This window comes from Paenibacillus sp. OV219 (genome assembly GCF_900110075.1).
Lineage (GTDB): Bacteria > Bacillota > Bacilli > Paenibacillales > Paenibacillaceae > Paenibacillus_Z.
On the sequence record NZ_FOCJ01000001.1, the window covers coordinates 1 to 25,988 of the forward strand.

14 protein-coding genes are annotated in these 25,988 nt (G+C 47.8%); 11 read left to right on the forward strand and 3 right to left on the reverse strand.

Annotated features, from left to right (window positions below; genetic code table 11):
• Positions 1-673 precede the first annotated feature (673 nt).
• The gene (locus BMY11_RS00015; protein ID WP_090572429.1) at positions 674-1,075 is read right to left on the reverse strand and encodes a VOC family protein; all 402 of its coding nucleotides are present in this window, start codon (positions 1,073-1,075) and stop codon (positions 674-676) included.
• A gap of 306 nt (positions 1,076-1,381) precedes the next feature.
• On the reverse strand, positions 1,382-2,149 hold the full coding sequence (locus BMY11_RS00020; RefSeq protein ID WP_177182414.1) for a VOC family protein: 768 nt from the start codon (positions 2,147-2,149) through the stop codon (positions 1,382-1,384).
• Positions 2,150-2,609: 460 nt separating this feature from the next.
• Between BMY11_RS00020 and BMY11_RS28645 the strand changes: the two genes are divergently transcribed.
• The 5 genes from BMY11_RS28645 (at position 2,610) to BMY11_RS00040 (ending at position 6,160) form a co-directional block, all read left to right on the forward strand.
• Positions 2,610-2,777: a hypothetical protein gene (locus tag BMY11_RS28645; RefSeq protein ID WP_177182415.1), complete on the forward strand. Its 168-nt coding sequence runs from the start codon at positions 2,610-2,612 to the stop codon at positions 2,775-2,777.
• 985 nt (positions 2,778-3,762) lie between these two features.
• Entirely contained in the window at positions 3,763-4,530 is a 768-nt protein-coding gene (locus tag BMY11_RS00025; RefSeq protein WP_090572431.1) for a hypothetical protein, read from the forward strand.
• 211 nt (positions 4,531-4,741) lie between these two features.
• Positions 4,742-4,990 (forward strand): hypothetical protein, encoded by a 249-nt coding sequence (locus BMY11_RS00030; protein WP_090572432.1) that lies wholly within the window; start codon positions 4,742-4,744, stop codon positions 4,988-4,990.
• 458 nt (positions 4,991-5,448) lie between these two features.
• Positions 5,449-5,931, forward strand: coding sequence for a DUF2975 domain-containing protein (locus BMY11_RS00035; protein ID WP_090572433.1), 483 nt, complete (start codon positions 5,449-5,451; stop codon positions 5,929-5,931).
• 10 nt (positions 5,932-5,941) lie between these two features.
• Positions 5,942-6,160, forward strand: a complete 219-nt coding sequence (locus tag BMY11_RS00040; RefSeq protein WP_090572434.1) for a helix-turn-helix domain-containing protein — start codon at positions 5,942-5,944, stop codon at positions 6,158-6,160.
• 56 nt (positions 6,161-6,216) lie between these two features.
• Here BMY11_RS00040 and BMY11_RS00045 read toward each other — a convergent pair whose 3' ends face one another.
• Positions 6,217-7,578, reverse strand: a complete 1,362-nt coding sequence (locus BMY11_RS00045; RefSeq protein WP_090572435.1) for a hypothetical protein — start codon at positions 7,576-7,578, stop codon at positions 6,217-6,219.
• Positions 7,579-7,930: 352 nt separating this feature from the next.
• On the opposite strand from BMY11_RS00045, the gene BMY11_RS00050 reads away from it, so the two are divergent.
• The 6 genes from BMY11_RS00050 (at position 7,931) to BMY11_RS00075 (ending at position 25,944) form a co-directional block, all read left to right on the forward strand.
• Entirely contained in the window at positions 7,931-8,611 is a 681-nt protein-coding gene (locus BMY11_RS00050) for a hypothetical protein (protein ID WP_090572436.1), read from the forward strand.
• Positions 8,612-8,801: 190 nt separating this feature from the next.
• Positions 8,802-11,576, forward strand: coding sequence for a hypothetical protein (locus BMY11_RS00055; RefSeq protein ID WP_090572437.1), 2,775 nt, complete (start codon positions 8,802-8,804; stop codon positions 11,574-11,576).
• 5 nt (positions 11,577-11,581) lie between these two features.
• Positions 11,582-15,070 (forward strand): DUF6603 domain-containing protein, encoded by a 3,489-nt coding sequence (locus BMY11_RS00060; protein WP_143069181.1) that lies wholly within the window; start codon positions 11,582-11,584, stop codon positions 15,068-15,070.
• Positions 15,067-18,459, forward strand: a complete 3,393-nt coding sequence (locus BMY11_RS00065; RefSeq protein WP_090572439.1) for a hypothetical protein — start codon at positions 15,067-15,069, stop codon at positions 18,457-18,459. The genes BMY11_RS00060 and BMY11_RS00065 overlap by 4 nt, the downstream gene beginning before the upstream one ends.
• A 17-nt stretch (positions 18,460-18,476) precedes the next feature.
• Positions 18,477-24,068, forward strand: a complete 5,592-nt coding sequence (locus tag BMY11_RS00070; protein ID WP_090572440.1) for a hypothetical protein — start codon at positions 18,477-18,479, stop codon at positions 24,066-24,068.
• On the forward strand, positions 24,061-25,944 hold the full coding sequence (locus BMY11_RS00075; protein WP_090572441.1) for a hypothetical protein: 1,884 nt from the start codon (positions 24,061-24,063) through the stop codon (positions 25,942-25,944). Before BMY11_RS00070 ends, BMY11_RS00075 begins: the two co-directional genes overlap by 8 nt.
• The last annotated feature ends 44 nt before the right edge of the window (positions 25,945-25,988 follow it).

Below are 25,988 nucleotides of genomic sequence, written 5' to 3' on the forward strand. Positions count from 1 at the left end.
CTTTTATTATATGGGGGTCTTTATTCATTTTCATATACAGCTTAATAAATCTCAGTAGAATAAGTCATGTTAACAAAGGTAATTGAGCTAACGAGGAACGATAGTTCAACGAAACAAGGAGCACTTTGCCGTTGGCAGCGGCTCCATGTGTGTAAAGTGTGCAAAATCGTTTTAGGAGCTGTTTGGATGAAGAAGAAAAGTACTTACATAATAATTCTATTATCATTCTTCTTAGTGATACTTAGCTTTAAATGTATTGAATCCCAAAGTCAAAGAAGAGAACTTCAAAAATCAATTGATACCTCGTTTAGGTATCAACTAGGTAATGTTCTAGGAAGCTTCGGTATGCAAGTAATGATTATACGTACAGATCGATGATTTCAAGTGTATCTAGTGTGGCAGCGATGTCGGAGCTGACTTCTTTTGAGGATGTTAACGATGATCTAGATATAAGCTTACACAACCTCTATATTTCATTAAGAGAAGTAAAGTCGAAAGACAGAGTCTTAGCACGAACCGAGGAATTACACGAAGTATTTTTTACATTGGTTCAAGATCCATCAAGTAAAGAAGCAACTAATAAATTGATCCAGATCGCAAACGAAACGTTTTTTAACGTCAAAGAATAAATCAAAACACCGGTGACCTTAAGCAGGTGACCGGCGTTTCCATATTAGAGTTTCGGCATTTTGCTCTCATCCATGTACAGCAGGTTCCAGCGGTGACCGTCCAGGTCGGCAAATCCTGCGCCGTACATCCACCCGTCAATTTCATTCGGCTTGCCAAAAATGCTTCCTCCGGCAAACTCTACTTTTTGAATAAAGGTATCAACTTCTTCTCTGCTATCAGCACCAATGGAGAATATTACTTCTGCGCTATGGGAAGTATCTGCGATTTTCGAACCTGTAAATTTCTCAAACTCCGCATCCGGGAACAGCAGAATCGTTGTTTGGCCTATGGCAAGTTTGGCTCTCTCGTTACCAACGCTCACCGCATGGAGTCCAATCTCATTGAAAAAGGCTGTTGACCTCTCAACATCTTTGACTGGCAGGTTAATCCAAATTTCCTGTGACATGGTTGTAGCCTCCTGGAATATATTTTCAACTTCTACTACTATACTATACTATACCTACTTCTGGCAGCAGAAGCGAGCAGTCTGCCAACGTAGCTGCTCCTTGTTTCGTTGTTTATATCATTCCTTAAGCTAACGGAGAACAACACTACAATAAAGCAACAGCCTGCTGGAGAAATCCAGCAGGCTGTTAAAAAGTGTTTAGATTATAAAAAGACGAGCTGCTTGTTACGTTAGCCATTCTGGAAACGGTGGTAAAAGCTGCGAAAGCCCCTTTCGATCAATACGAGAGGGCTTTCAATGATATGATTAGGCTTCGCCGCTCCTTCTCATGCCTCCAAGAATAATGCTGTACCCGTCCGGGTCCGTAATACGCGCATCGAGAAAGTCCCATCCATCATTTGAGGTTTCAAACGGTTCCGTTCCGATCGTACCGCCTTGGGATCGTACTTCGTCAACGATAAGAAGTACATCCTCCCATGATACATGAACAAATGTATCCCACGGGAAATCGGGGCCTTCCCATAAACCCTCAACGTCTCTGACTTTAGCGCATTGGGCATTCGGACATACATCGTGCGGAGATGCCGCCTGCTGCAAAATCACTTCCATCACAGGATACGGTGCCTCCGGATCACCTCGTCTTGCATACCCGGAATCGTTCACCTCGTCGCATCCCAGCACTTTTTTGTACCAGTCTAGCGATTTCTTCAAATCGGAAACAAGGCGTACTTGAACCGTCTTTATAAACTTATCTTCCGGCAGCTGCGAAATCGGTTCTTCCGTCTGTGAACGGTTGGCGCTCAAAACAATGTTGTAACCGTCATAATCGGTAATATGCGCTTTCATGTAGAGTCGGCCTTCGTGCGCGTATTCATAAGGCTCTACTGAAATTTTACCACCTCTGCTGCGTACTTCCTCGATGATATAAGCGAGGTTATTCCACGCGACCTCAACTAAAGAATCACAGCCATACGCCGAGCTTGCCGCTTCCGCTAGTTCATCCGTGCACTTCTGTGCAACTGCGTTCGGGCGAATATGGTCCGGCGAAGCGGCTGTGCTGACAATGAGCCCCATGCCCCCTCTGTCTCCCCGAGTTGCATGTCCATAGCCACTGATGTCGTGACATTGCAGAACATTGCGATACCATTCCTGAGACTTTCTGATATCGGATACTAGACGTACAGGGAACGTTAATCCAAATTCTCCTCTTCCGACCGGTTCGTTGGAAGTCCAAATGACAGCTCCTCTGCTACAAATATTGGTGATACCATCTTCGCCTGACAGGCTCCACAACAAATATATCATATGAACTTAAACCAAACTATTACTTAATTGCTATAATTATCCTAAATATAAAATAGCTGTATCCAACAGGATCTATATTAATTGCAAGTGGGAGACTGCCATGGCTCAGCCAGGGGGAGGAATGACCGCAGTAGCATCGGCAGCCTGTTCCGAACGGGGCAGAATAGTTGAATAAGCAATATCTTTTATATAATGAAATGAAGGATACGTTGGGGAGGGATACAGTGCTATGTCACATCCGTATGGACAATTTGAAGGCTCACCATTATGGGAAGTTATTAATAAAGGGATAAATGACCTTGTAGAGAATAACGACCTCGAAGAAATAACAAAAAGAGAATACATAGTTGGCTATCTTTGTAAACTAATCAATGAATCAATAATGGCAAAACCCTAAATAGTAGGTACTGAACTAACAGGACACGTTAGCTGAACAAACAAGGAGCAGTTTGCCGGCGACAGCTGCTCCTTGTTTCGTTGAAGTAACGGGCAGAATAGTTCCATACATATGTGTTAAATGTAGTGTTCTGTCCATACATAACCCGGGGATATCGAACGATTGCCTTCTAATTATTTGGGAGGCATTTGGACGAACCGGATCGATCGAATCGCGAAGTTATACAACGATCATTCTTCTGAATAATGCATTTATCAAGGGAATGTTTCGATCTGTTCGAGGAAAGAAATAGTTGAGTTTGTATTGAGTAGTGGAGCTCATATTTTTACTAGGATAGAAGATATTGAAGGTTATGAGCGAGTTCATTATTTATTCTTTCCGCAACTAGGAGCAACAGTACCAAAAAGGCATCCGGCTCTTAAAGCACATGGGAAGCATTCACTACAATCGTGGAATTAATGTATAATTTTATTTAGTAAGAAAGATGGATTGCGAAGTTTTTAAAGTCGGAAGGAAGGAGCGAAAGGGTTTTCTGAAACGAGAGTATGACGGGGCTATTTTTACGAGATTCCGCGAAGTATTATCTTGAAAAGGGAGCGTGCATGACATGGAATGGGCATTGGTAATAATGACGGGTATTATTTGTATAACTATTGGCGTATGCGTATGGATTAATCGAAATAAACCGAGAAGTGAACATTGTGCAGAATGCAAACAAAGACTACAAAACAATTAAATAAAATGAACACGACTCATCTTTTGGGCTTTTCTATCATAATAGCCGCGTGCTACGCGGTTTTTTATTTTATGGATACGACTTCTTGTCCTTTCCAAAAAACAAGAAGTTGTATATTCCCGATAAAATGATTTTAGAACAAGGCTATCTGCGTGGTAACCATTTACGTTCTTTTGAACTAACGAGGAACGATAGTACATCCAGGCAGCCTGTTATGTGAATGGGCCCAAAAAAGGGAGGGCAATATGAATGGACAGGATTCAAGAACTTGCATTTGTTTTTCCACAGAACACAGAAGCAGAGCGAGAGTGGGGAGCTCAATTTAGCAATATTCTGGAGGGAATCCCTTCGAGTAGGCTAGGTAGTACGGCTTTGCCTAGAATCGCATTTCGGTGGGAGAAAGTAGCATTACCAACTGTCTCGTGGAGCAATATAACGGACTCGGAAAACACATTCCCTCTTGGCCATGCAGTTGATCAATTGGTATCGGTGCAGGAGGAAGCGATGTCAATCGAACAACTATACCGGCGACTTGAAGGTAGGCTTATTGGTATGGATCATGCAGGCATAAACATTCCTGCAGCATCAATGCCGCCTTTAAAGTGGAAGGACATGCTTGTGGAACTCGCAAAAAGAGCTGCATTATATCGCTACCCGGGTGAGGACTGGCCGTTCATCATACCTGCGGAGGAAGAGGAATTCGCGACTGATATTACTAATTTTTCAATCAAACGCACACCAAAGTTTGAGCTCGTTTACGATCAGTACACGAATGTTCCAATTTTCCAATTTGCGTTAGAAACAGATCTAACGAGAGACGAGTTAGAGAACCTTTTCCCTGACCCGATTGGATTCGCGATTCCTGGTCTGGACGAGATTTTTCGATCACTATTTATTCGTCATCCTTGGGAAGGGGAGATGGCCATCCGGTTTGATCTCTACTATAAGCCTACTAGCAATGAGCTGTCTGACTGGGAGACCGGGGAATGGTTAGTTGTGAGCGGCGGACGAATGTAAGATGATTCCTAACGCTCGGGTACCAGGAGCATGCCAATTCTGATGTTTAGCCGCGGACAATCGATGCGTGTGGGTAGCAGATTTTTATGGACGATCTTTCAATCTGTCGTGGTATAATATATGAATGGAAACTATACTTCTACAAAAATGGTAGCCGAAGGGTTTTCTCTTAAATTCTTTGATTAGACGCTAAAATCGGAGGTAAATCATTGTGAAGAAGTATTTTACGAATTTCACGAAAAAGAACATGTTAATGATTTTGGGCAATGCGTTGGCGTATATTATCTTAGGATTTCTTCTATTAATGGTACTGGTAATGCTTGGAGCTATAGAAGGCGATGCGATAAAAGGAATTATCAATATATTTGTTACAGTTATTGTAGGTTTGATGTTATTAGGCGTTATTGCTTGGTGTGTAAATGCATTTTTGATATCGCGATTTGTTAAACGCGACAAATAGTAAGCCTAAAACCCGATCTCTGGATTGGGTTTTTTTGATTCCGAATGGCTGTTGACAACAGATCAGGAGATGTAAAAACGAAATCGAAAGTGAAAATAGGGTATATATGACAACGGATCGGATTAGTAATTAAGTGTTGAGTTTGCAATACAGAAGAAATGGAGGCGATAGTAAAATGGAGTCGAACTGCGAAGGGATGGAAATAATCTTGGGTTTATTCAATGCTAACGAGCACAAAATCTCGACCCCCTTATTAAATATAACTTAGACCCGCAGCCTGTTGCTGTGGGTCTCTTTTTTAGTCCCACTAACGGACAGCTTTATTGAACAAGTTGTAAATCAAGCATCAATATGCTACATTAACAACAATAATATAATAAAAAACAATACTAATTTATTGTAAAACAATAAACGGTATGTTAGAATTTTTTCATAATTAGATTAGCGAGGTGCTCTTTATGAAACGGGGAACAACACTCTTTTTGAAGATGGCTGATATTCTTATTGGAATCCCAGTTCTTGCCTTCTGCATATTTTTGGTGCCAAGGATCGGGAATTTTGCTGGAGAATCGTATCCAGATATTGCTTATATGAAATCGCTCGTTTTAATTGATATGTACGCGGCAGCGATACCTTTTTACTTTGCTTTGTATCAAGCTTTTAAGCTTTTGAACTATATTGACCAGAACCAAGCGTTCTCGGAATTATCCGTAAAGGCTTTAAAGAATATTAAAGTCTGTGCCATCACAATCAGTACTGTGTACCTGCTAGGTATGCCGCTCTACTATCTCATGGCGCAGAAGGTTGACCCTCCAAGTTTCATGCCAATCGGATTGGTTATTATTTTCTCATCTATGGTGATCGCCGTGTTTGCTGCTGTTCTCCAAAGACTTTTGCAAGAAGCTATAAAGATAAAATCAGAATCTGATTTAACGATCTGAGGTGAATATCATGGCGATTATCATTAATGTTGATGTGATGTTGGCAAAAAGGAAAATGAGCGTAACTGAGCTTTCGGAGAGGGTTGGAATTACGATGGCGAATCTCTCTATTCTGAAGAATGGGAAGGCTAAAGCGATTCGTTTTTCAACATTAGAAGCGATATGTAAGGCTTTGGAATGTCAGCCGGGTGATATTTTGGAGTATAAAAGCGATGAAGAAACTCAATAAAAACAGACAATAAACAAGCCATGCGCACCTGTGAGTGCACATGGCTTCATTTATTATTAGCCGGAAGTCGCCGCCAGCTTCTTCACGTTCTCCCGGAGCTCCTCGATCAGCTGCGGCCACCATTCCGTCTGCTCCGACCACGCCGCGGTCTTTGTATCCGCCTCCGACCACACTTTCATGGCTTGATCCGCGATTTCCGTCGTCGCCGTCAAGCTGCCGTAATCCTTCACGAGCCACTTGCGTCCAATCTGGGCATGCAGCACCTCATCCGCCCAATCGTAATCCTGGATCAGCATGGCGATTGGGTTGCCCGTATCCTTGGCGATTTCCCATTCCTTCTGCTTGCCGGTCTGTTTCGGCATCAGGCTTTGCTCGATCCGCCACAGAATAAGATGTGCCTCTGTAGGGCTGAGATCCGTGTTCAGAATCATGGAGGCCCCCATCGGAATCGGATATTTATAGAACGGGACGCCGCCGTAATAGAGACCAATTTCTCCGAGCATCGCATGCCTTGTTTCATCCCACAGCTGTCGGCTCAGATCGGTGTAGTACTCCCACGGTTTGCCCTCGATTTTGTATAAAATAGGTCCCATCCATTCTGGCACGTCCATTTCCCGGAGCCGTTTGTAGACGAGGGAATACGCGCGCTCTTCCTGGGAGCAGCTTTCGTCCCAGAAATACGTATCGATTTGTGCGGATGTATTGTAGGGGTCAATAAACCGTTCATCTCTTCTCGGCACAGGGTCCATCTCGTACTTCTGCCCGTCGGAGCGCGGCGTCAGTTCACACGCTACTAGCATGTCATCGCCGAATATGCCGCCGGCCTCACGAAGAAATGATTGGAGATGTTGCTCCCACTGCTCCGCATGACGCTCCTTCTCAGGCGAATCGACTAGTGCGGCCAGCGCCTGCTCGCCCCATGCTAGCATTTCCTCTTGATCCTGCAGCATGCCGCGCAGCAGGCGGTAGGTAGGGTGCTCGGTAATCCGGTTCATCTCATCAAGATATCGGTTAAGCGCCTTGATGGCCTCCGTGCGAATGACGCGATAAAATCCGACGAGTAGCTCGATCGTATCATCACCGCGGATCGCTTCGTCGAGCCAGACGCGAAGCTTCTCATCTGGCACTTGGTCAAGACCGAGAGGCGGCTCGCGCATCTCGGACACTCGTTTGCGGATGGCGGCGCTGTGTTCGGCGTCAAGCCACAGATGATAGCCGAAGGCGCATTTCACTTCCCACTCTGGCACTCGGGCCAGATGCGCGGCCAGCATTTGATTGAGTCCTTTGGAAATATAGTTAAACCGTTTCAGCAGCTCGACGCTCCGGTCGACGGTGAATCCGGGCTTGCATGCATCTTCGTACGAGCAAATGCCAGCAAGAGGAGGTATTCCTTTATTGTCAATAATCGTTCTCTTCAATTGCTTGCCACTCCCTTACGGATACGATAATATCTTTATTATAGTAGTCGTTGGGGAGTTATTCTTGGTCTAAAGAACCTCATTTCTTTGTCAAAAACAGTTATATGATTCCTCCAATAATTTTCGAGGAATCGCAATATAGTGCTCAACTATGCAAAATCTACGATTGAGCTAACGGGACACGTTAGTTGAGAAGACAAAAGAGCAGTTTGCCGGTGGCAGCTGCTCCTTTTTTCATTAAGCTAACGGGCAGGATAGCGGAATCACTTCGCGAATACCTTAGGCATGGCGAATTTACGAAGTTCGCGAAAAAGACGTTATAAGAAATCGGCGAGTTCAAGAGCGAAGGGAAATGATGAATATGTTTACTTGGATATCTCTTTATACTAAACCTGAGAAATCCGACATACCTAATCATCGTGAATCGTTTTACCTCAAAAAAATCCAAACAGAGCACCCTGAATCTATAACTGAATTAGCTTTATTTTTCATTGCAGGGTCGATGATTGTTTCAGAGGAAATGATGATAAGTCTCCCAGTTCGAAACGAAGAATCAAAAGCACTTATACATGAAGAGATGGCAGTTCATTTTGAAGATGTTAAGCTTGTTTACCGGGATGATCAATTGACGAATATAAATATGCGACTACCTAAGGTAAAGTCGAAGGAGCTTTTTAATTGTTCTGTTTCAGACATTAAGGAAATGATGTTTGATCTCTATAGAACAAATGAAATGAATAATTGGACAACCCCACATAGAAGATCTTTTAGCCATTACAGGATATTGAATAGAGAATTAGAAATACTAGAAGTTCCAAATACAGATAAATTAAGGAAGTATATTGTAGAAGAATATTTTAGATATAATGAATCCCTTTGTTTAATTCCTTCAGGATGGAATTTTAAAGAGAATTTGAAAAGTTCATTAGTATTAAGATTCCTTTCAAGTTTTGTTCCACTGATTAATATAGGAGTAGATAATGTAAGAAATGATGTTGCATTTCTAGAACTGAGTTATGGATTTTGGGAGTAATTCGAAGAAGTCGCCGACATCTTATAACACCATATTCACGCTTCATGGGATGAATTTTATGAACTCATTAACATTTAATTAATTGTCCATAAAAACAGGTAGATTTTTCTAGTTTTTTCGATTAAGCTCTAATCGAGTTTAATCTATCTATTGCCGGCATGCCGCGTTAAGAGGGGAGGAATTCGCTATTATGGTGAACATTCCGAGAATCAATCAATATTATCCTAGCGTTCCGTTGTCGGAGCTTAGCGATTTATTCGCGAAGGGTAGCAATCGAATCGATAATCAGCGGGCATGCTTGTTAAGCTTTTTGCCTAAGACGCTTAGAGTGGGCGTCAATCTGCCCTTTAACAACAAGTACGTGCTCTTGATCGAGAACACGGCAAGCGTGGATAGCATTGATTGGAGCCACGAGCTATATCTGAACGGCGAGCGCGTTGACGCGAACGGTTTTCTAACAGCTTCGACTGAGGCGAGCGATGCGGAGTATGATATCGGCTTCGAAAATGATGTTTTTGATGCAGCAGGCGGAGTACCGCTGTTCGATAAGCTGCAAGTTACATGTGTCGTAAGGAAAGGCGCCGAGGAGCTAAAGCTGAGCGTAGAACATCAGCTGATTAATCTCTTGAACGTCAGTGAATTGGGTCTAATGTCGGCCAACCAGACGATTGCATTCGCGGGCAATCCGGATTCTACCAATTATTTGATCAACCATATGAAGGATTATTTGCCCACAGGATTGATCCAATGGAATAGCAATATTGTAGAAATCGGTCCCTCGGAGAGCGAGGCCATGCAAAAAGTCATTGCTTCGATCATCAACTGCAATTTGCTGGTTGCTTCGAACACTAGCCATTCATCCAATATATTGTTTGATTTGAATAACTTTGCGAATCGAGATTTGAAATCTTTAATTAACGATGACGCGAGATATGAAGGCAACTTCAGCAACGGGATTTGCGCCGTTCCTGTTCATATTTTAAGCGATATTATGCCTGTCTCGACCTCAGTGCCCGATTTCGATACGGTGGATGTCGGATCGGGCAATCCGGTATTTAACATTATCCGGGACAATGGGCTAATGACCTTTAACGACATAGAGGGGGAAATATTACGAACGGTACCTCAAAAAATCATGGATTCGAAGTTTCGAATAACCAATGATATTCCGAAGCTTGTCGAGCTATACAATTTGACCTTATTCCCGAAATCAGCGATAAAGCTGACAGCGATCGTACTTAAATATTTGTTCGAATGCTCGAAGAAAAACAGCTGCAACGAGTGCAAGAACAAATCGATCACGTGGCTCTTTATCCAATTCAGCGATATGAAGGACCATCCCGATTTTCTAAAAAGTCTACTGACGCATTACTTCAGGGAACCGATCAACAAAATCGAGACTTTCTCGGACAAAGCTGTAAAGACAGCCGAGATGGCATGGTCGCCCGCGATCTACACCGTGCTCAACGTTGCGCCAAGAATCTTGAAAGCTTATTTCGCCAGGAAAATTGTAAAGCAAATCGATGGCACGGAATATGTATTCGATTTTGAAAGAATCGATAGCAGCGCAGTAAGAGTAGACGTTAATGGCGTGCGCTTGAACGATCAGCCTACTTACGACAACGTTCTCGGCAGGCAAGTCTATTTAATCGTAGAGACGCTGCATTGCAGATATAAGGAACTTACGCTACAGGTCCAGCCTTTGGACAACACGCTTAACGACAGCACTGCGAATTTGGAAATATTGGCCGGAAACAACATCAACAATTACATTTCTTTGCTGGCCAAAGCAGTCGGCAATCACGACGACTTAAGAAATACCAACAATGACGACTTCAGCGATACGACCAAACGGTACTATCAGATCGACCATCAAGACAAGGCGATCATTAAACTATCTTTAAAGCCAAGCACGCGAAATGTGTTCGATGCTTGGGCCAATCATTTGGCAGGCAACACAGCCGAACTGAAAATCGTGGCGGGGTTGAAGGACAATACTTCGGCTTTTTTTGGCAAAGACGTCAGCGGCTCACGCAAAACCGATGAGTTTTTGAGCCCGAGTGATAATTACAATAGCGGTACAAGATTTAGAATCGTGAATCGGATCGCCTATGAAATCTACCATATCGCAAATGAGTGGAACTCGTTAGCGATCGTAGGCGGCAGCAGAAGGAAGCTCGGCAAAGTCGAGAACCGATTTATTAAAGAGATCCCTGACTTATCCCCTCATGAGCCGATTAGAATCGTAAATTTCTACTACCACGACCAGTTGGATAACGAAAGATTCATCGCCCCGTGCAACTTCGTCAAGCCGCGTAGAAGAACTAATGGAGCAAAGCTTGCTGACAATTCCAATCTCGTCAATGTACCGGCGGGCTTTACGAGCGATGGGGCTGCTCCGGGGGGAGACGCTTTTTGGAACTATTATTATGCGAACGGCGATGTCGTCACGAGAGACAATCCAGCAGCAGGAGGCAAAGACTATGGCATCATTCGATACCGGCTTGCTTCCAATGACGCGAATGATTTGGTAGAGGTAGTTCGGATGCCGGATTTATTGAATAAAACCTACGAATTCAACGGAACGCAGTACAACATACACTATACTTTTACGAATACGCAAAGGAGATATGCAAACCCGGGGTGTTTCGCTGCTTTCGTCGGCGTTTTGGCACAGTTGAACTTTCTAAATGTGCAATCGACGGGAATGTGTTTTGCAGATGCTACCAGCTATCCAAGCATAAGCCACCCGAATGGAGACAGCATCGACACCAATCCTTTGGATACGCCGGCGGAACGTAGGGCGATCATCGCCGCATTCAGGCAATGGGGATTCACGCAAATTATTTCGGGAACAGCAGCCAAGTTCAACGGCGACGGAGCCGATCTGCATAGAGCAGATCACGACACGCATCTGCATTCGGGAAATTTTGATGTAACAACAGTCGAAGATATGGTCGGGTGAAGGATATGGACAAGTATACCGTCTCAGAGAGAACGCTTATTGAAGCGACGCATTTGCTGTCACCTTTGAAAACGCTTAATTCAGCTGACAAGGTGCTGGATTTTCTCGCAAAGCTGGGTATTAAAGTGCCTGTGGTCGATTTAGTTACCGTTTTGTCGCAGTCCTTTGCCAAAATCGACGCCGTCGTGTCCGCGACGAAAGCGGTGATTGATGCCGACACCGACGAGAAAAAGCTCAAAGCCTTGCTGTCTTTGCTTCCGGTAATCAAAGAAGCGCTGAACGAGCTGCAAAAGCTGGAGGCCGCAATCAGTGCCGCTCCCGGCATTTCCCAGGCATTTATTCAGAATGCGCACATCGATCAATTGCCGAGAAGACTGCTAGACTATTTGATATTCGATAATTTGCAAAAAAGATATCCGAAGCTGTTCGGTGCCCTCTATCTTATGGGGATATTGGACGAAGATCTGCTTGCAAACGATGATGCCGTCTTTCAGTCCGCTTGCAAGTTAAAAGTCGTAAACTGGGATAAGCTTCCGCGATATTTAACCGAGCCCGGCAAAGTCTTCGATGAATTTTACCAGTGGAATACAAATTTCAATGCGGACATTTTTCTTGCGAGACTCGATCGGTTTCTTAGGGCAATGGCAGTTCAAGGCGGGCTATACAAACAGAACGACAACGTCAAAAATGCGCTCGGGAACTCCACCGCAGGACTGCGTGAGCTAAGAATTCCGATTTTCTCCAAAGGACATTATCCGGACTCGTATATGCAATTAGGATTGAATATTAGCCCGGCTGAAGCGCATGACGCTAAGAAGAAAGGCATTGCGTTCATACCGTACTTCAGCGGTTCCTCGCAGCTCGATTTCGCATTAGGCGACGGCTGGGAAGCCTTACTGCAAACAAATTTGAGTATCGATTCGGGATTAGGTCTCATTGTTCGCCCGCCATTCTCCCTGGATTTTTTGCAAAATTTGTTCACGGCACCCTTAAGCGCCGGCAGTCTGGATACAGGCCTCGCCGTTCAGCAGAAAAAAAACGCAAGCAACGGGGAATTCGAGGCTTTTTACTTGTTCGGGGACAAGAACAGCACGCATTTGTCCGTCTCCGGAATATCCACGAAAATATTCGGAAAGTCAACGCCTTCGGGGCAAGACGCAGGCGCGGAAATCGCTATTAAAGCGATCAATTTGCTCATCACGACAGGCGAAGGGGATTCGTTCCTAAGTTCCCTGCTGCCGTCGTCAGGCATCGATGCAACTTTCGAACTGGCTGTCGGCGTATCCTTGTCGAAAGGGGTTTACTTTAAAGGAAGCGCCGGGATCGAAGTGCAAATCCCCGCTCACATTCAGCTTGGTCCAATAGATATACTGGGCTTGACGATTGCCATTAAGCCCAAAGACGGCCATATACCGATTGAAGTCACCTCGACGATCAAAGCAGAGCTTGGACCGCTAAAAGTCGTAGTGGAAAATATCGGCTTCTCTCAGGAGCTTTCGTTTCCCGCGGATCGAAGCGGCAACTTAGGTCCAGTAAATACGAAGTTCGGCTTTCGTCCACCCAATGGCCTTGGCATATCCATCGACACCGGCGTGGTCAAAGGCGGCGGCTATTTGTATTTCAATCCGAACAAGGAAGAGTATACGGGTGCGCTCGAAATCGAGATTTCCGAGTTCCTGACCATTAAGGCAATTGGCATACTAACAACGCGTATGCCGGACGGCTCCAAAGGATTTTCGTTGTTATTCATCCTCACGGCGGAATTCGGATCGCCGTTACAGCTGGGCTTCGGCTTCACGCTAAGCGGCGTCGGAGGATTGATCGGGCTTAATCGCACGATGCTGCTGCAGCCGCTCACCGAAGGCGTGCGCACAGGCGCGATCAATAGCGTCATGTTCCCGGCGAACGTTGTGGAGAACGCTCCGCGCATCATTAGCGACTTGAACAGCTTTTTCCCACCGCAAAAAGACATTTTCCTCATCGGTCCGATGGCCAAAATCGGCTGGGGCACGCCGAACCTCGTGACGCTGTCGCTGGGTGTCATAATCGAAATTCCTGGAAATATCGCCATCTTAGGCGTGTTGAAAGTCGCGCTTCCGGATGAGGAAGCTGCGATTTTATGCTTGCAGGTGAATTTCATCGGAGCGATCGAGTTCGATAAGAAGCAGGCATGGTTCTATGCGACTACTTATGAATCGCGGTTGCTAACCATGACGATAGACGGCCAGATGGGCGTACTGGTCTCTTGGGGCGATGAACCCAACTTCGTTGTTAGCGTCGGAGGATTCCATCCTGCGTTCAATCCGCCGCCATTGCCGTTTCCCGAGCCTAACCGCATCGCGATCAGTCTCCTTAATGAACCGCAGGCCAGAATACGCGTAGAAGGCTATTTCGCAGTCACTTCGAATACCGCCCAGTTCGGAGCCAGGGCGGAACTGTACTTCGGGCTGGACGCGTTTAAAGTTGACGGGTTTATCGCCTTCGATGCACTATTCCAATTCTCGCCATTCCAATTTATTATCACGATATCTTCGTCGATGTCCGTCAAAGTGTTCGGCGTCGACTTATTAAGCGTGCGAATAAACGGTTCACTAAGCGGCCCGACGCCTTGGCGTGTCGAAGGCACCGGCTCAATTTCACTACTGCTCGTCGATATTGACGTCGATTTCAGCCATAGCTGGGGCGAAGCGGCCAACACTGACTTGCCGCCGATCGACGTAATGCCATTGCTCAAAGCGGAATTGGAGAAAGTCGAAAACTGGAAAGCTGGCGTGCCGGATGCGAATCGCATTCTCGTGTCGCTTCGCAAAATCAAAACGACCGAGGGCTTGATCCTGCACCCGTTAGGCACGTTGCAGATCAGCCAGCGGTTCGTGCCTTTGCAGCTTGGCATCGACAAGATTGGCGCGCAAAAGCCTAGCGACGCCAATCGATTTAAGGTTACCACCGCGAATGTAGACTCCGCAAAGCCCGCAATGGAGGAAAAGGGCGCCTTAGATGAGATGTTTGCCATGGCGCAGTTCAATAACAAAACAGACGCTGAAAAGCTGAGCGTTCCCGCTTATGAAAAGGCAAAGGGTGGACTGGAATTATCCGTCGAAGGCGTACAGACGAAGACGGCAAGCGCGGTGAAGCGCGTCGTGCGGTACGAACAGGTCATTATCGATACGAACTACAAGCGCTTCGTCATTCCGTTTTTCAGTTTCATCAGCGTGCTGTTCAATTTCTTCCTGCAAGGCAGTGCCGTCACGGAATCCCCCTTGTCCCGCAAACGTAAGGCGCACAAAATACCTGCTGCAGAGAAAATTAAGCTCGGTTCAACCCGCTACGCCGTCGTCTACAATCGCGACAACTCGCCCTTCAGTGCTGAAGCAGCCTCATTCGAAAGCCATGCGCAGGCGTTGGATTTCATGAAGCAACTTATGAAAAAAAATCCGAACCTGCGAGACGAATTGCATGTCATTCCGCAGGCTGAAACGAGGAGGGCCGTATGACAGAGGAAATCGCTTCCTATTCGTTCCTCCCGTGGATTCGCAACGGGATCGCGAATAACATTAAGACACAGGATCACGACTTGAACGTCGTGCTGCGGGCTTCCGTCGAAATCACTTTGGACCTCAAAGGCGAAGGGATCGATGGCGAAAAACAGGATTCCGTAACGAAACGTATCGCCTTATACGGGCCTGGCGACATTATCGGTATCGATTCGAAAGCGATCATCAAGACGGAGCCGCGCAACTGGATAACGAATTTCGAGCCCAATTACATTCCATCTATTGAGTTTTATGACGAGGACTTTCCGTGGCGCTACACGCCTGCGGCGCCGGACAATCTCGGCAGGCTGCGTCCCTGGATTATGCTTGTCGTACTGACGGAAGAAGAGTTCGAGGACGGCAAAGACATCACAAATAAGCCGCTGCCATACATCGAAGTCAACGACGCAGGAGACGTGCTTCCGCCTGAAGGCCAGCTGTGGGCATGGGCACATGCTCACGTTAATGAAGACATCGTGAAATTGGCCGACAACGTCAAAAGCAGTGATTTGAACGCTCTGCTTCCGCGGCTGAGTGAAGCTGTGAACCGCAATCCGGATTTGGCCTACTCCCGAATCGTCTGCCCAAGGAAAATGGTTGCGAATAAGGCTTATCACGCGTTTCTGGTTCCGGTGTTCGAAACCGGACGTTTAGCTGGACTAGGACTAGACATCCCTTCGAATTGCCCAGCAACGAAATCGGCCTGGAGCGCGAATGACGCTGCGAAGCTATTCCCTTATTACCATCGTTGGTACTTCCGGACAGGCACGGTTGGCGACTTCGAATATTTGGTGCGGATGCTGGAGCCGAAGTCGGTCGACAGCCGCGTCGGCAGGCGAGATATGGATGTGCAAGCTCCCGGCGCGCCGGTTAGCGGAATTACGGATTCGCGGCTAGGCGGCATTCTGAAATTAGGCGGCGCCCTGCAAGTCCCGTTCGCCTCGATGACGAAAGAAGACAAGGACGTCGTGCTGACGTATGAGAACTGGGACCGTTTGCATGATTTGGACTCGCTCAGCACCGTAAAGAAAAACGAGCTGTTCGAGAAGGACAGCGTTACGAAGTTGCCGCGGACCGAGCCGCATCCGTTTCAAAAGCAATTGGCCTCATTTATTAATCTAGCGGATGAATACGCCTATGAAGAGGCTGCTGCCGCCAATTCGAATTCGAGATTGGACGCGGATGACGATCCAATGATCGTGCCTCCGTTATATGGCCGCTGGCATGCCATGATCCACCGTTTGTTGAACAATCGAGACGGCTCGCCGATCCCTAACAACGACAACTGGATTCATGAACTGAACCTCGATCCGAGATGGCGCGCGGCCACGGGCTTTGGCACGAAGGTCATTCAACAAAAACAAGAAGAATATATGGACGCGGCTTGGGGACAGATAGGTGACATTCTCGAGGCCAACCGCAAAATCAGGCAAGCCCAATTGGCGAAGGAAGCGTCCAAAGCCGTTTACAACAATCATATTAAACCGCTGGAGGAGATTAGCCTCGAGAAAACACTAATATTTACTGCTCCACTGAATAAACGGATCTTGACCGAGGATACAACGATATACCATCACATCCATACGAGCCGCATTCCACAAGCGATCGTCTCCGCGCCGATGAGACGGATCGTCCGTCCTTCCGGACGCGTCATGCGCAAGCTACCGTTTGCAGACAGGGCGCAAACTGATCGGCTTCTCGAAAAAATCAACAGCGAGATAGTGTCCCCCGCGCCTCCTAAGTTGACGCCTGAATCGCTACCGACACTAGGAGAGCTTGCGAAAAATTTGAAGCGGTCGATCGCTCCCGACATCGTTACGGAGCTTATCTCTAAGTATAGTTGGGTGCAATATTGGCCCTTCATGTTGGCCGTGGTGCTCATCCTAGCGCTTATTGCATTTTTATTGAAAGCGCCTATGTGGATCGTCGGCCTATTAATCGGGGGCTTACTAATTGGATTTCGTTATTTGGCCAAATTAGCGAAAGGCGTAAAGCAAGCCGAGTCTGTGCTGGAACAGAATCAAAATCGGGAAGACGTGTCCAAATATCCGCTTAGTCCAGACTTCAAAATTGTTAGCGTCGGAGATGCCTTTGTGCCGAGCATCGGCAGATTGGATAGCGAGGAAGCGGTTAGATTCAAAAACGCAGTGCGTGATGTCCATGCATTCGTGCAAAGCAGCGGCAAGGCTGGATACCTGCCAACGCTGAAGGAGCTTGAAATACCACGTATGGCGGGGCAAATGATCAAAGGACTTAATCCGGAATTGACGATTCCGGAAATGGTACTAAGCTACATACAACTGCCGGGGTCGTACTTTACACTTGCAGGTGAAAGTATTGTAGAAGCGATGGCCTATCCGCAATTCGATATGCCGATGTACGAGCCGCTGCTCAAAATATCGACGGAATTGTTTTTGCCGAACATCAATTTTATTGCGCAAAACAGCATTTCGCTTCTGCAGACGAACCAGAAATTCATCGAGTCCTATATGGTCGGCTTAAATCATGAATTCGCCCGAGAGTTGCTGTGGCGGGAATTCCCGACCGACCAGCGGGGCAGCTATTTCAGGCAATTTTGGGACGTAAGCAGCCGTTATGATCCTACCATTCAAGATTCGGAGCAACGCAAGGAGAAGCTGCGGGACATCCCGACATTGCATAGTTGGCCGCAAGCTTCGAAGCTAGGTGATCATGATCAACGGGAAGCCAATGGTGAAAAGGAAGAAGAAGCGGTATTGGTCATTCGCGGCGAATTGTTGAAAAAATATCCGACTGCTGTCATTTACGCTCAAAGGGCGCAATGGCAAAAGAAACCGGATGGCACGATCGACATAACAAAGGAACGGCTTCCGGCAGAGCTGACTGCACAGGAGCAGGCGAATCCGCCGCATAGCAAATTCAAAACGCCATTATATGAGGCGAAAGCGGATCCCGACATCTATTTCATAGGATTCGATTTGAAAATCGAAGAAGCGATAGGCGGAACTGGCGAGCATCCAGGCGACGATCCAGGCTGGTTTTTCGTCATAAAAGAACGTCCGGGTGAACCTCGGTTCGGCTTGGATATCGGTCAATCCGAGAATAACGTATGGAACGATCTGACTTGGGAAGACGTCCTGCCTGGCGGCGCGGACGGCGACTTTATCAAGATCGACGCGAACACGGCGGAAATACAACTGACTGATCCGCGTGGCCGTACAGAATTGGCTGAAAAACAAGAACAGTATCTCGAAGACAAGAACATCAAGTGGAACAAAGATTCGAACGCGGACGAACTGGCATACATTTTATTCCAGGTCCCGGTGATGGTTGCCGTACATGCGTCGGAAATGCTACCCAAAAAACAATGAAAAGGGACTAGAGAATCATGACAATATTTTCGGAAAACCAATCATTGCTGTTGCAAGCGCGCAAACAACGGGAGCTAGCCGAGCTGGAGCATTTCAAGACGAAAGAAAAGCTTGCTCGCATAAAGCGTGACAAAGCCAAATTTCAGCCGGATTCGTACTTGAGTGAATTGGAGAAGGAAGAAGCGACGTTCGAAGAGAAGCTCAAGCAAATCAATGCTTTACTGGACGAGAACAAAGTCAAAGAGCTCAGCAAATTGGAATTGTTTTTGCCGTTTACGAACCCGATCGACCATATTTCGAAGCTTGACGACCGGTATCCGATACTGATGTTTCCGCTGCGCATCGAGACGAGATTCAAGACCGTTAAAGAAGGCAGTGGGCTTGAAAAGCAACAGCTTTGGGTCCGGGTGTTTCCCGATGAAATCGCGATCGATTCATTCGAAGAGCTGATATCGGAGAACGAAGTCAGGAACGCGAAAGCGTACTGGACTTCCATGTGGCAAGCAGGCGACATCGAAGCCGGCCAGCGCGGCGCATGGCGATCGCTCGTGAACAGCCATGGCTCCGGTAGGGCGTATTGGATCGTGCAAAACTATCGTCCGCTCAATGGGGATGAGAAGCCCGAACGCGTTTCCGATAAGAAGACGAATTTGATTATCGCAACAGAAGAGCCGCCTGTGAAAGAAGACATGGACGCGATTTTACGTTTTTGGAGCGCTATGTGGCAGGCGAACGGAGATAAGGAGCAACAAGCGGAGGCATGGACGCAGCTTGTCGATCGATATGGCGATCAGCAGGCGCAGGAGCTGTGGGAAACATACAAGCCCACGGACTTCCCGTTCGCGCCGCGAAGCGAAGAAGATGCGGAGTATGAGGCAGCTTTCCTCGTTTTTCCGAAGGCTTCCGATTTGGATACGAAGTTTCAAGCATGGGCTAAGGCGCCTAAAGTGCGCGTATTACCGGAGCGTTTCGTATTACAGGGCTATACCAACAGCAACGACAAGCCGTCGCTCGAGGAAATCGGTAATGTCATTCCTTCCTCTCTTTCGATCGGACCCAATCCTTCCGCCGACGAAGGCGAACCGTTCAAGATTGCGGAAGAAGACCAGGTATTGGACGGCAAAAAGTACAAGAAAGGCGATTTGATCGTAAGCGACGAACTGAAATGGATGGTGGATTTCGAGGAGGCGATCGCCAAAGGAATGGGCTTCCGGGTGGATCTAACTCCAGAGCAGGCCGCGAACGGGTTCAACCGCCTATTCGTAGTCGGCGTGCGCCTTAGCACCGATCCGATCGAAGGAAAAAACACGCTTGAAACGCTGATCGATCATCACCATCATAGCCGCAAAGGTTTCGGTTTGATTCCGCAAGGTACGCCCACGAACAATACGGAGCAAGTGTCTTCCGCCTATAGTTGGCGCGAAGACGCCGACGACAGCTTCGACATTTATTTTAAGCATCAGCAGAAGGAAGATTCCACGGCATGGGCAGACAAAAGCGACGGTCTTTGGCTGGCGCAAGCTTTAGGCATCGATAATGCCGCCATTAACCATGCAGCCAACTATTACGGAACCGATCAAAGCGAAGCGCGGGCGATCCAGACGGCGCTATGGCCGGCTACGCTAGGCTATTTCATGGAAACGATGATGGCGCCTGTGTTCAGCGAGCAGACGATCGCGCGGACGAAGGATTTCTTTCAAAGCTATGTTTCCGGACGCGGCATGATTCCGACCATTCGCGTCGGCAAGCAGCCTTATGGCATATTGCCGGTCGCGCCTTTTTCGCGCATGAACTGGTTTGCTTCCGCTCGCTTGAAGCCTATTTATTCCGTCGGCGACAACAATGACAACAAAGACAACAACGCTTCATATTATCAGGAGCTGTATGGCGTGCTTAAAACAATGGATGACGAATGGACAAGGCTGCTGCCAAACGTCTCTTTCGTCGGCAAGACCGGCGATGACGATCCACATCAAACGCTGCTTGATGTGCTTGGCCTTCATCCAACGTCCGTCGAGTTCCATTCGCGCCACGCCCAAAGCTTCGAGCATGTATATAATGTTCAAAATTTACAAGGAACCTTGAACAAGCTCTCCAATACGGCCCAATATATGCAAAGAGGGAAAGACCTGCTGGTGCAGTTAGGGTACAATGCCGACAGTGAGGACGATCTGCCGGACGTATTGAAGATGCTGTTTTTCGAGCGCAACGACTTGCTGAAGGGGCCGCTGATCGACGACGTGCCGCTTTCCGAGTTCGATGCAATTAGAAGTTATACGAAGGATAACCGGAATTACATCGACTGGCTGATCGCGGCGGCGCATAATTCCCACGATACGCTGCGCTCGCAGCAAGGGTTTATCGGGGATAAGCCGCCAACAGCATTATTGTATCTCATGGTGAGGCACGCGCTGGATTTAGGCTTCATCGACGCTAGCCTTCGCTTGCACGCTAGCGCCGGTATACTCGAACCGGCAAAAGTAAAGAATGCGCGGAAAGAACCTAAATTTATTCAAGTGCAGGATCAAGAGGATTTGGGTAGCCGTTGGCAGCACCTCTATAAATATGAACCTCGCATTATGCAGGACGGCTTCCTCGAGAAGGGTTTATTGGTTGGCGACTATATTCCAAAGATCGTTCATTCGCACGATGAAACATCGATGTTAAGCGAACAGCTTAAGGCGCTGGAAATGATTAAGGATGTGCCGACAGCGCGATTGGAGCGGATATTCACGGAGCATCTGGACGTTTGCGCCTATCGTTTGGACGCCTGGATGCTTGGGCTAGCGAATGCCGAGCTTGCGTTCATGAGGGGCATCCAAAACAGCGATGGGCACGATCGTGCTGCCGAGCAAGGCGTTTATATCGGCGCATACGGCTGGCTGGAGGACGTGCGTCCGGAAAATAAAAAGCTTGAACCGGTGAAAATTGACAAAACGCTTCAGCAGATTTTTACCGCTGCGGATGAGCCATTACTGGCCGATCATTCGAACCAGGGCTACATTCATGCGCCTTCCTTGAACCAAGCGGTTACGGCCGCTGTATTAAGAAACGGCTATATCGCAAACGCAAGCGCCTCCAATCCAGGCAGCATGGCGGTCAATTTGTCATCGGAACGCGTGCGTCAAGCGCTTTCGATGATCGAAGGCATTCGCAATGGCCAATCTCTGGCGGCACTGCTAGGGTATAAGCTTGAACGGGGATTGCACGACAGGCATGATGCCGAAGTAGACGCCATTATTTTCGATCTGAGGAATGCATTCCCGCTAAACGCCAACCGCTTGCCGTCTACGAAAGAAGATAGTGTGGACGATATTCGTGCAATCGAAGCGAGGAACGTCGTCGACGGGCTGGCGCTTGTCGAACAAATCCACAAATCGGGCAACGCATCCTATCCCTTCGGGCTTGCGCAATTGCCAGCAGTAACTGCGGAGCAAAGGCAAGCCATTGATGCTGAAGTCGAGCGTATACTCGACATCAACGATGCCGTCGCCGACTTAGCTGTCGCTGAAGGCGTACATCAAGCCGTTCAAGGAAACTATGATCGCGCGGCCGCATCGATGGATGCGTTCAGCAAAGGAAACTTTCCGCCTATTCCCGATGTTATCCGCACGCCGCGCAGCGGCGTAACGCTAAATCATCGCGTAGGGCTGCATTTCAACACCGGCCTTGATCCCGCGGACGCCAGCAATGCGACGCTTCGCTCGAAGGCAGAACCGGCAGTCAACGAGTGGTTGTCGGGCATCATGCCTCCAATGGATAAAATTGTTTGTATAGTCGCATTTAAAGATCCTGCTACGGCTGCTTTCATCACGAAGACGGTCAGCATGCAGGAGCTGGGGTTGCTTCCGATCGACGTACTATATATGGGCAATATGGAAAGCGAGCAAGCGATGACTTCCCTCGACGATGCGATCTTGGCCTACGCAAGAAGCAGGTACAATCCAAGGCCGGAGGAAAGAATGGAGCTTCAGTTTTTCACCAAGACGCCAGACGAGACGATGACCACCTTATTCGAGCTTGCGCCGCTGCTCAGCAGCGCGAGAACGCTGCTTCTACGATCGCGCCCTTTGACAGCAGGCGATATGAAGTTCGGGGCCGGTACAAGCAAGCCGGACGAAGTGACCGCCAGCTTAAACCCGCTAAGAATTACATTGGCGCTAGACGCGCTCGGCATTACCGAAACGACAGGTTTGAGGAAAACGCTTAAGCAATATGCCGAGGACATTGCAGCTTGGACCAACGAAGAAAAAGCGGCGAACATCGAAACGATTTTGAACCGCGGAATCGACATTTACAAGCAATTATCCATGTTCGGCCTTCCACATTCCGGGTACGGACATATGCTCGAATGGCGAAGGCGGCAATTCGAGGCGCTGTTTACTAGAATCAATTCGCTGATTACACGGTGGGACGAGAAGCTTGCGGCATTCGACGCCCTGATCAACGCATACGGGACATCTTCGGACAAGCTTTCCTTGCTGCAGCAAACGGAGCTTACATTATCGACCGAATCTACCCAAACGCCGCTAGCGATTACGTTAGATGCTTATAAAGCGCAATTGATCAATGGGAAAAGGGACGCATTTCTCAAAAAGCAAGACGCTTTTAAGAAGTTATTGAAAAAAAACGAATTGCATGAGTTATTTGCAGCGCTTGAAGCCGAGCTAGCCGGTCTATCATCTTTCGACGCGGCAGCATTCGAGATCGAGAAGGAAAAGCGGCAGCTTATCATATTTGCCGACGATATGCAAAGAGGAACGGAGAGTTTGCGGCTGGAATTGGATAAGCGCGCCTTGCAAGCGGCGAAACTCGTACAAGAGTATGATGAAGCTATCGATGCCAATCGGAAGGTTGCGGCTTTATTGGAAGCCGGCAAACTTCTGTTCGGTGACGATTTCAGGATCGTGCCGGAGTTTAGTTTATCGGATCAGCTATTGGAAGAGTGGACAACGGCCTTTGCCGACAGTGAACAGCTACTCGCCTATCAAAAAACAGGCCTTAATCAACCGTTTCCGATCGACGATTGGCTTTACGGTGTTGCGCGCGTACGCGACAAAATGCGGCACGTGGAAAATATGACGATGCTGGCGGACGCGCTGATCGAGAAGGAGCTCAAGCTTGAGTCTGTGCAATTCCCGTACCGGAAAGCGGACAGCTGGCTTGCGCTGGAGTATCCGGCCTCGTACAAGATCGATGAAGACAAGCTGCTCTACACCGCGATGTACCCGCCGGCTGCGGGTGGCATTCAGCGCAGCCAATGCGGGATTCTGATCGACGAGTGGACGGAGGTTATACCTGCAGAAGAGGAAACGACGGGGATCGCCTTCCATTACGATCGGCCTAATTCGGAAGCGCCGCAGTCGCTGCTGTTGGTTATGCCGTCGGATTTCAAGCAGGCTTGGCAATGGCAGGATGTTGTCGATTCGCTTCACGATACGCTGAATATGGCGAAGAAACGGGCTGTCGAGCCGAGCCATATCGATTCGACGGATTATGCCCGTTTCCTCCCCGCGCTCTTATCGGCGGTTACCGTATATCCGGTTACCGCAGCGCTTCCCTTGGCCTTGAATAATGAATTTTATCGGGAGTTGAAAAGCGGTGAATGAATTTATATCGATCGCTAATATTCAGGAAGTCTTCGACAAAGTGCGTAAAATTCCGTCTATCCTGATGTGGAACAGGCTTGAAGGCCGTCCACGCACCCTAAAATTCGATCGTGCCTTAAGGGCGGAAGTGCGAGATCCTCTGTTCCTTTTGACTAAGCAATGGCAGATGGGAGAATTCCAAGGAGATGACGCCGGCTCGCCCGTAATCACGAAGGTGCATATGGAGACGACGCGATTTCAGAAATATAAAGCGAATTCCCATCCGGCACAAAAGTTCGAATCGAACATACCGTTCGAGACGAAAGTTGAGCATCGTACGCTGCCGTTCAAAGCGGGAGACCAGGAATTGTCGCTCGACATCCGTCTGTTAATGGGCAGGCAATGGCTGAAAATGGCCGATTCGCCTGAGCTTCATGGGCTGAAGAAGGTTTTCATTCAAGCCTATTCCATTAAGCAGCCTGACCCAGCTAAGCCGGAGGATGCACATATATGTGCGCATCTCGGCGTTTGGCAACGGTATGCATCAGTTGCGGGAAGAGCGATGGACGGTGCAGCCCTCTACACTTATGTGAAGGCGTCGATAAGTCATCATGCCTATGACAAATTCCCGACGCCGGACAGGCAGGCGTTGACACAGATGCAGATGACGCTGATCGAAAGTCTCGAGACCCGGTTTACGGCTTGGTTCGAGAAATTGTTCAGCCAACCTGCAGAAGAAAATCAGGATGCATGGCTGCCTTCGAAGCTCGAATATCAATTTTCTTGTTCGGCACCCAGCAATGGCGAGGAAAAGGTATATTCGGCGGAGGAGTATTATCATGGCAATCTCGATTGGTATAACCTGAATTCCAATCGCGCCGTCAGATCGTTGGGAGAGGCAGATGGATCGGATACGGCTGCTGCGCTGGAATCGGCACTTACACAATCGTTTTTTGCTTCGCAGATCAAATTCGACGGCATGCCGAATACGAGGTGGTGGGCATTCGAGGAAGGTAAGACGAACTTTGGAGATATCAAGCCGGATAAGACGGATTTGAATAAGCTGCTATTGATGGAATTCGGCCTCGTCTATTCTAACGATTGGTTTCTTGTACCGGTTACAGTCGGAACTGGCTGCATTGCCAACGTCAAAGGGATGACGGTCGATAACGTATTCGGAGAACGGATATGGGTTCAGCCTGCGGGCGCAGGAAATGATCAGGATTGGCAGCGTTGGAGCATGTTTGCGTTAAGCGTTGAAGGCAATAATCTCAATGGATCTGTGGATTTGAGCCTTATGGTGCTGCCGACAGTGCCTAAAATTCAAGAAAGCGAGCCGGTAGAGGACGTGTACCTCGTTCGTGACGAAATGGCCAATATGGTATGGGGCATCGAGAACAAAATTTTGCTGCCGAACGGAGATTCGAAATCAGGCAGAGAAGCCGCATTGGAATTGCATAATTACTATCAGCGGTTGCTCGGCGGCGCTACGGCAGGGGGATCGGATGCAAAGGCGGATATCAAATATGAGCTCATGAGCACGATGCCTGAAAATTGGATTCCGTTTATTCCAGTTCACGTACCGGGCAACAACAGAGAAATACAGCTACAGCGCGCGGCAATACCGCGTATTCTCGAAGGGAATGCGAGCAAGCCGGATAAGGTTCGTCCTCGCACGACGCTGCTAAGCGTAGGCTTGGATCAGCAGCCTAAAATCGCCTATCTGTTGTTCGAAGAAGAAGTGCCAAGATCTGGCGTGCGCGTCTATCAGAGCTATCAACGCACAAGATGGCACGATGGGCGTGTCTATAATTGGCTCGGCATACGGAAGCAAACCGGCAGAGGAGAAAGCCTCAGCAATCTTAGATTCGATGTGCTGGCAGATACGAAGAAATAGATTGCTAACACCCCGGTCTTCATTAACTGAGCCCCTTATAGTGG

Coding starts and splice junctions, on each gene's coding strand:
- BMY11_RS00015 (WP_090572429.1), bottom strand. CDS start 1,075: ATGTCACAGGAAATTTGGATTAACCTGCCAGTCAAAGATGTTGAGAGG.
- BMY11_RS00020 (WP_177182414.1), bottom strand. CDS start 2,149: ATGGGGCTCATTGTCAGCACAGCCGCTTCGCCGGACCATATTCGCCCG.
- BMY11_RS28645 (WP_177182415.1), top strand. CDS start 2,610: ATGTCACATCCGTATGGACAATTTGAAGGCTCACCATTATGGGAAGTT.
- BMY11_RS00025 (WP_090572431.1), top strand. CDS start 3,763: ATGGACAGGATTCAAGAACTTGCATTTGTTTTTCCACAGAACACAGAA.
- BMY11_RS00035 (WP_090572433.1), top strand. CDS start 5,449: ATGAAACGGGGAACAACACTCTTTTTGAAGATGGCTGATATTCTTATT.
- BMY11_RS00040 (WP_090572434.1), top strand. CDS start 5,942: ATGGCGATTATCATTAATGTTGATGTGATGTTGGCAAAAAGGAAAATG.
- BMY11_RS00050 (WP_090572436.1), top strand. CDS start 7,931: ATGATGAATATGTTTACTTGGATATCTCTTTATACTAAACCTGAGAAA.
- BMY11_RS00055 (WP_090572437.1), top strand. CDS start 8,802: ATGGTGAACATTCCGAGAATCAATCAATATTATCCTAGCGTTCCGTTG.
- BMY11_RS00060 (WP_143069181.1), top strand. CDS start 11,582: ATGGACAAGTATACCGTCTCAGAGAGAACGCTTATTGAAGCGACGCAT.
- BMY11_RS00065 (WP_090572439.1), top strand. CDS start 15,067: ATGACAGAGGAAATCGCTTCCTATTCGTTCCTCCCGTGGATTCGCAAC.
- BMY11_RS00070 (WP_090572440.1), top strand. CDS start 18,477: ATGACAATATTTTCGGAAAACCAATCATTGCTGTTGCAAGCGCGCAAA.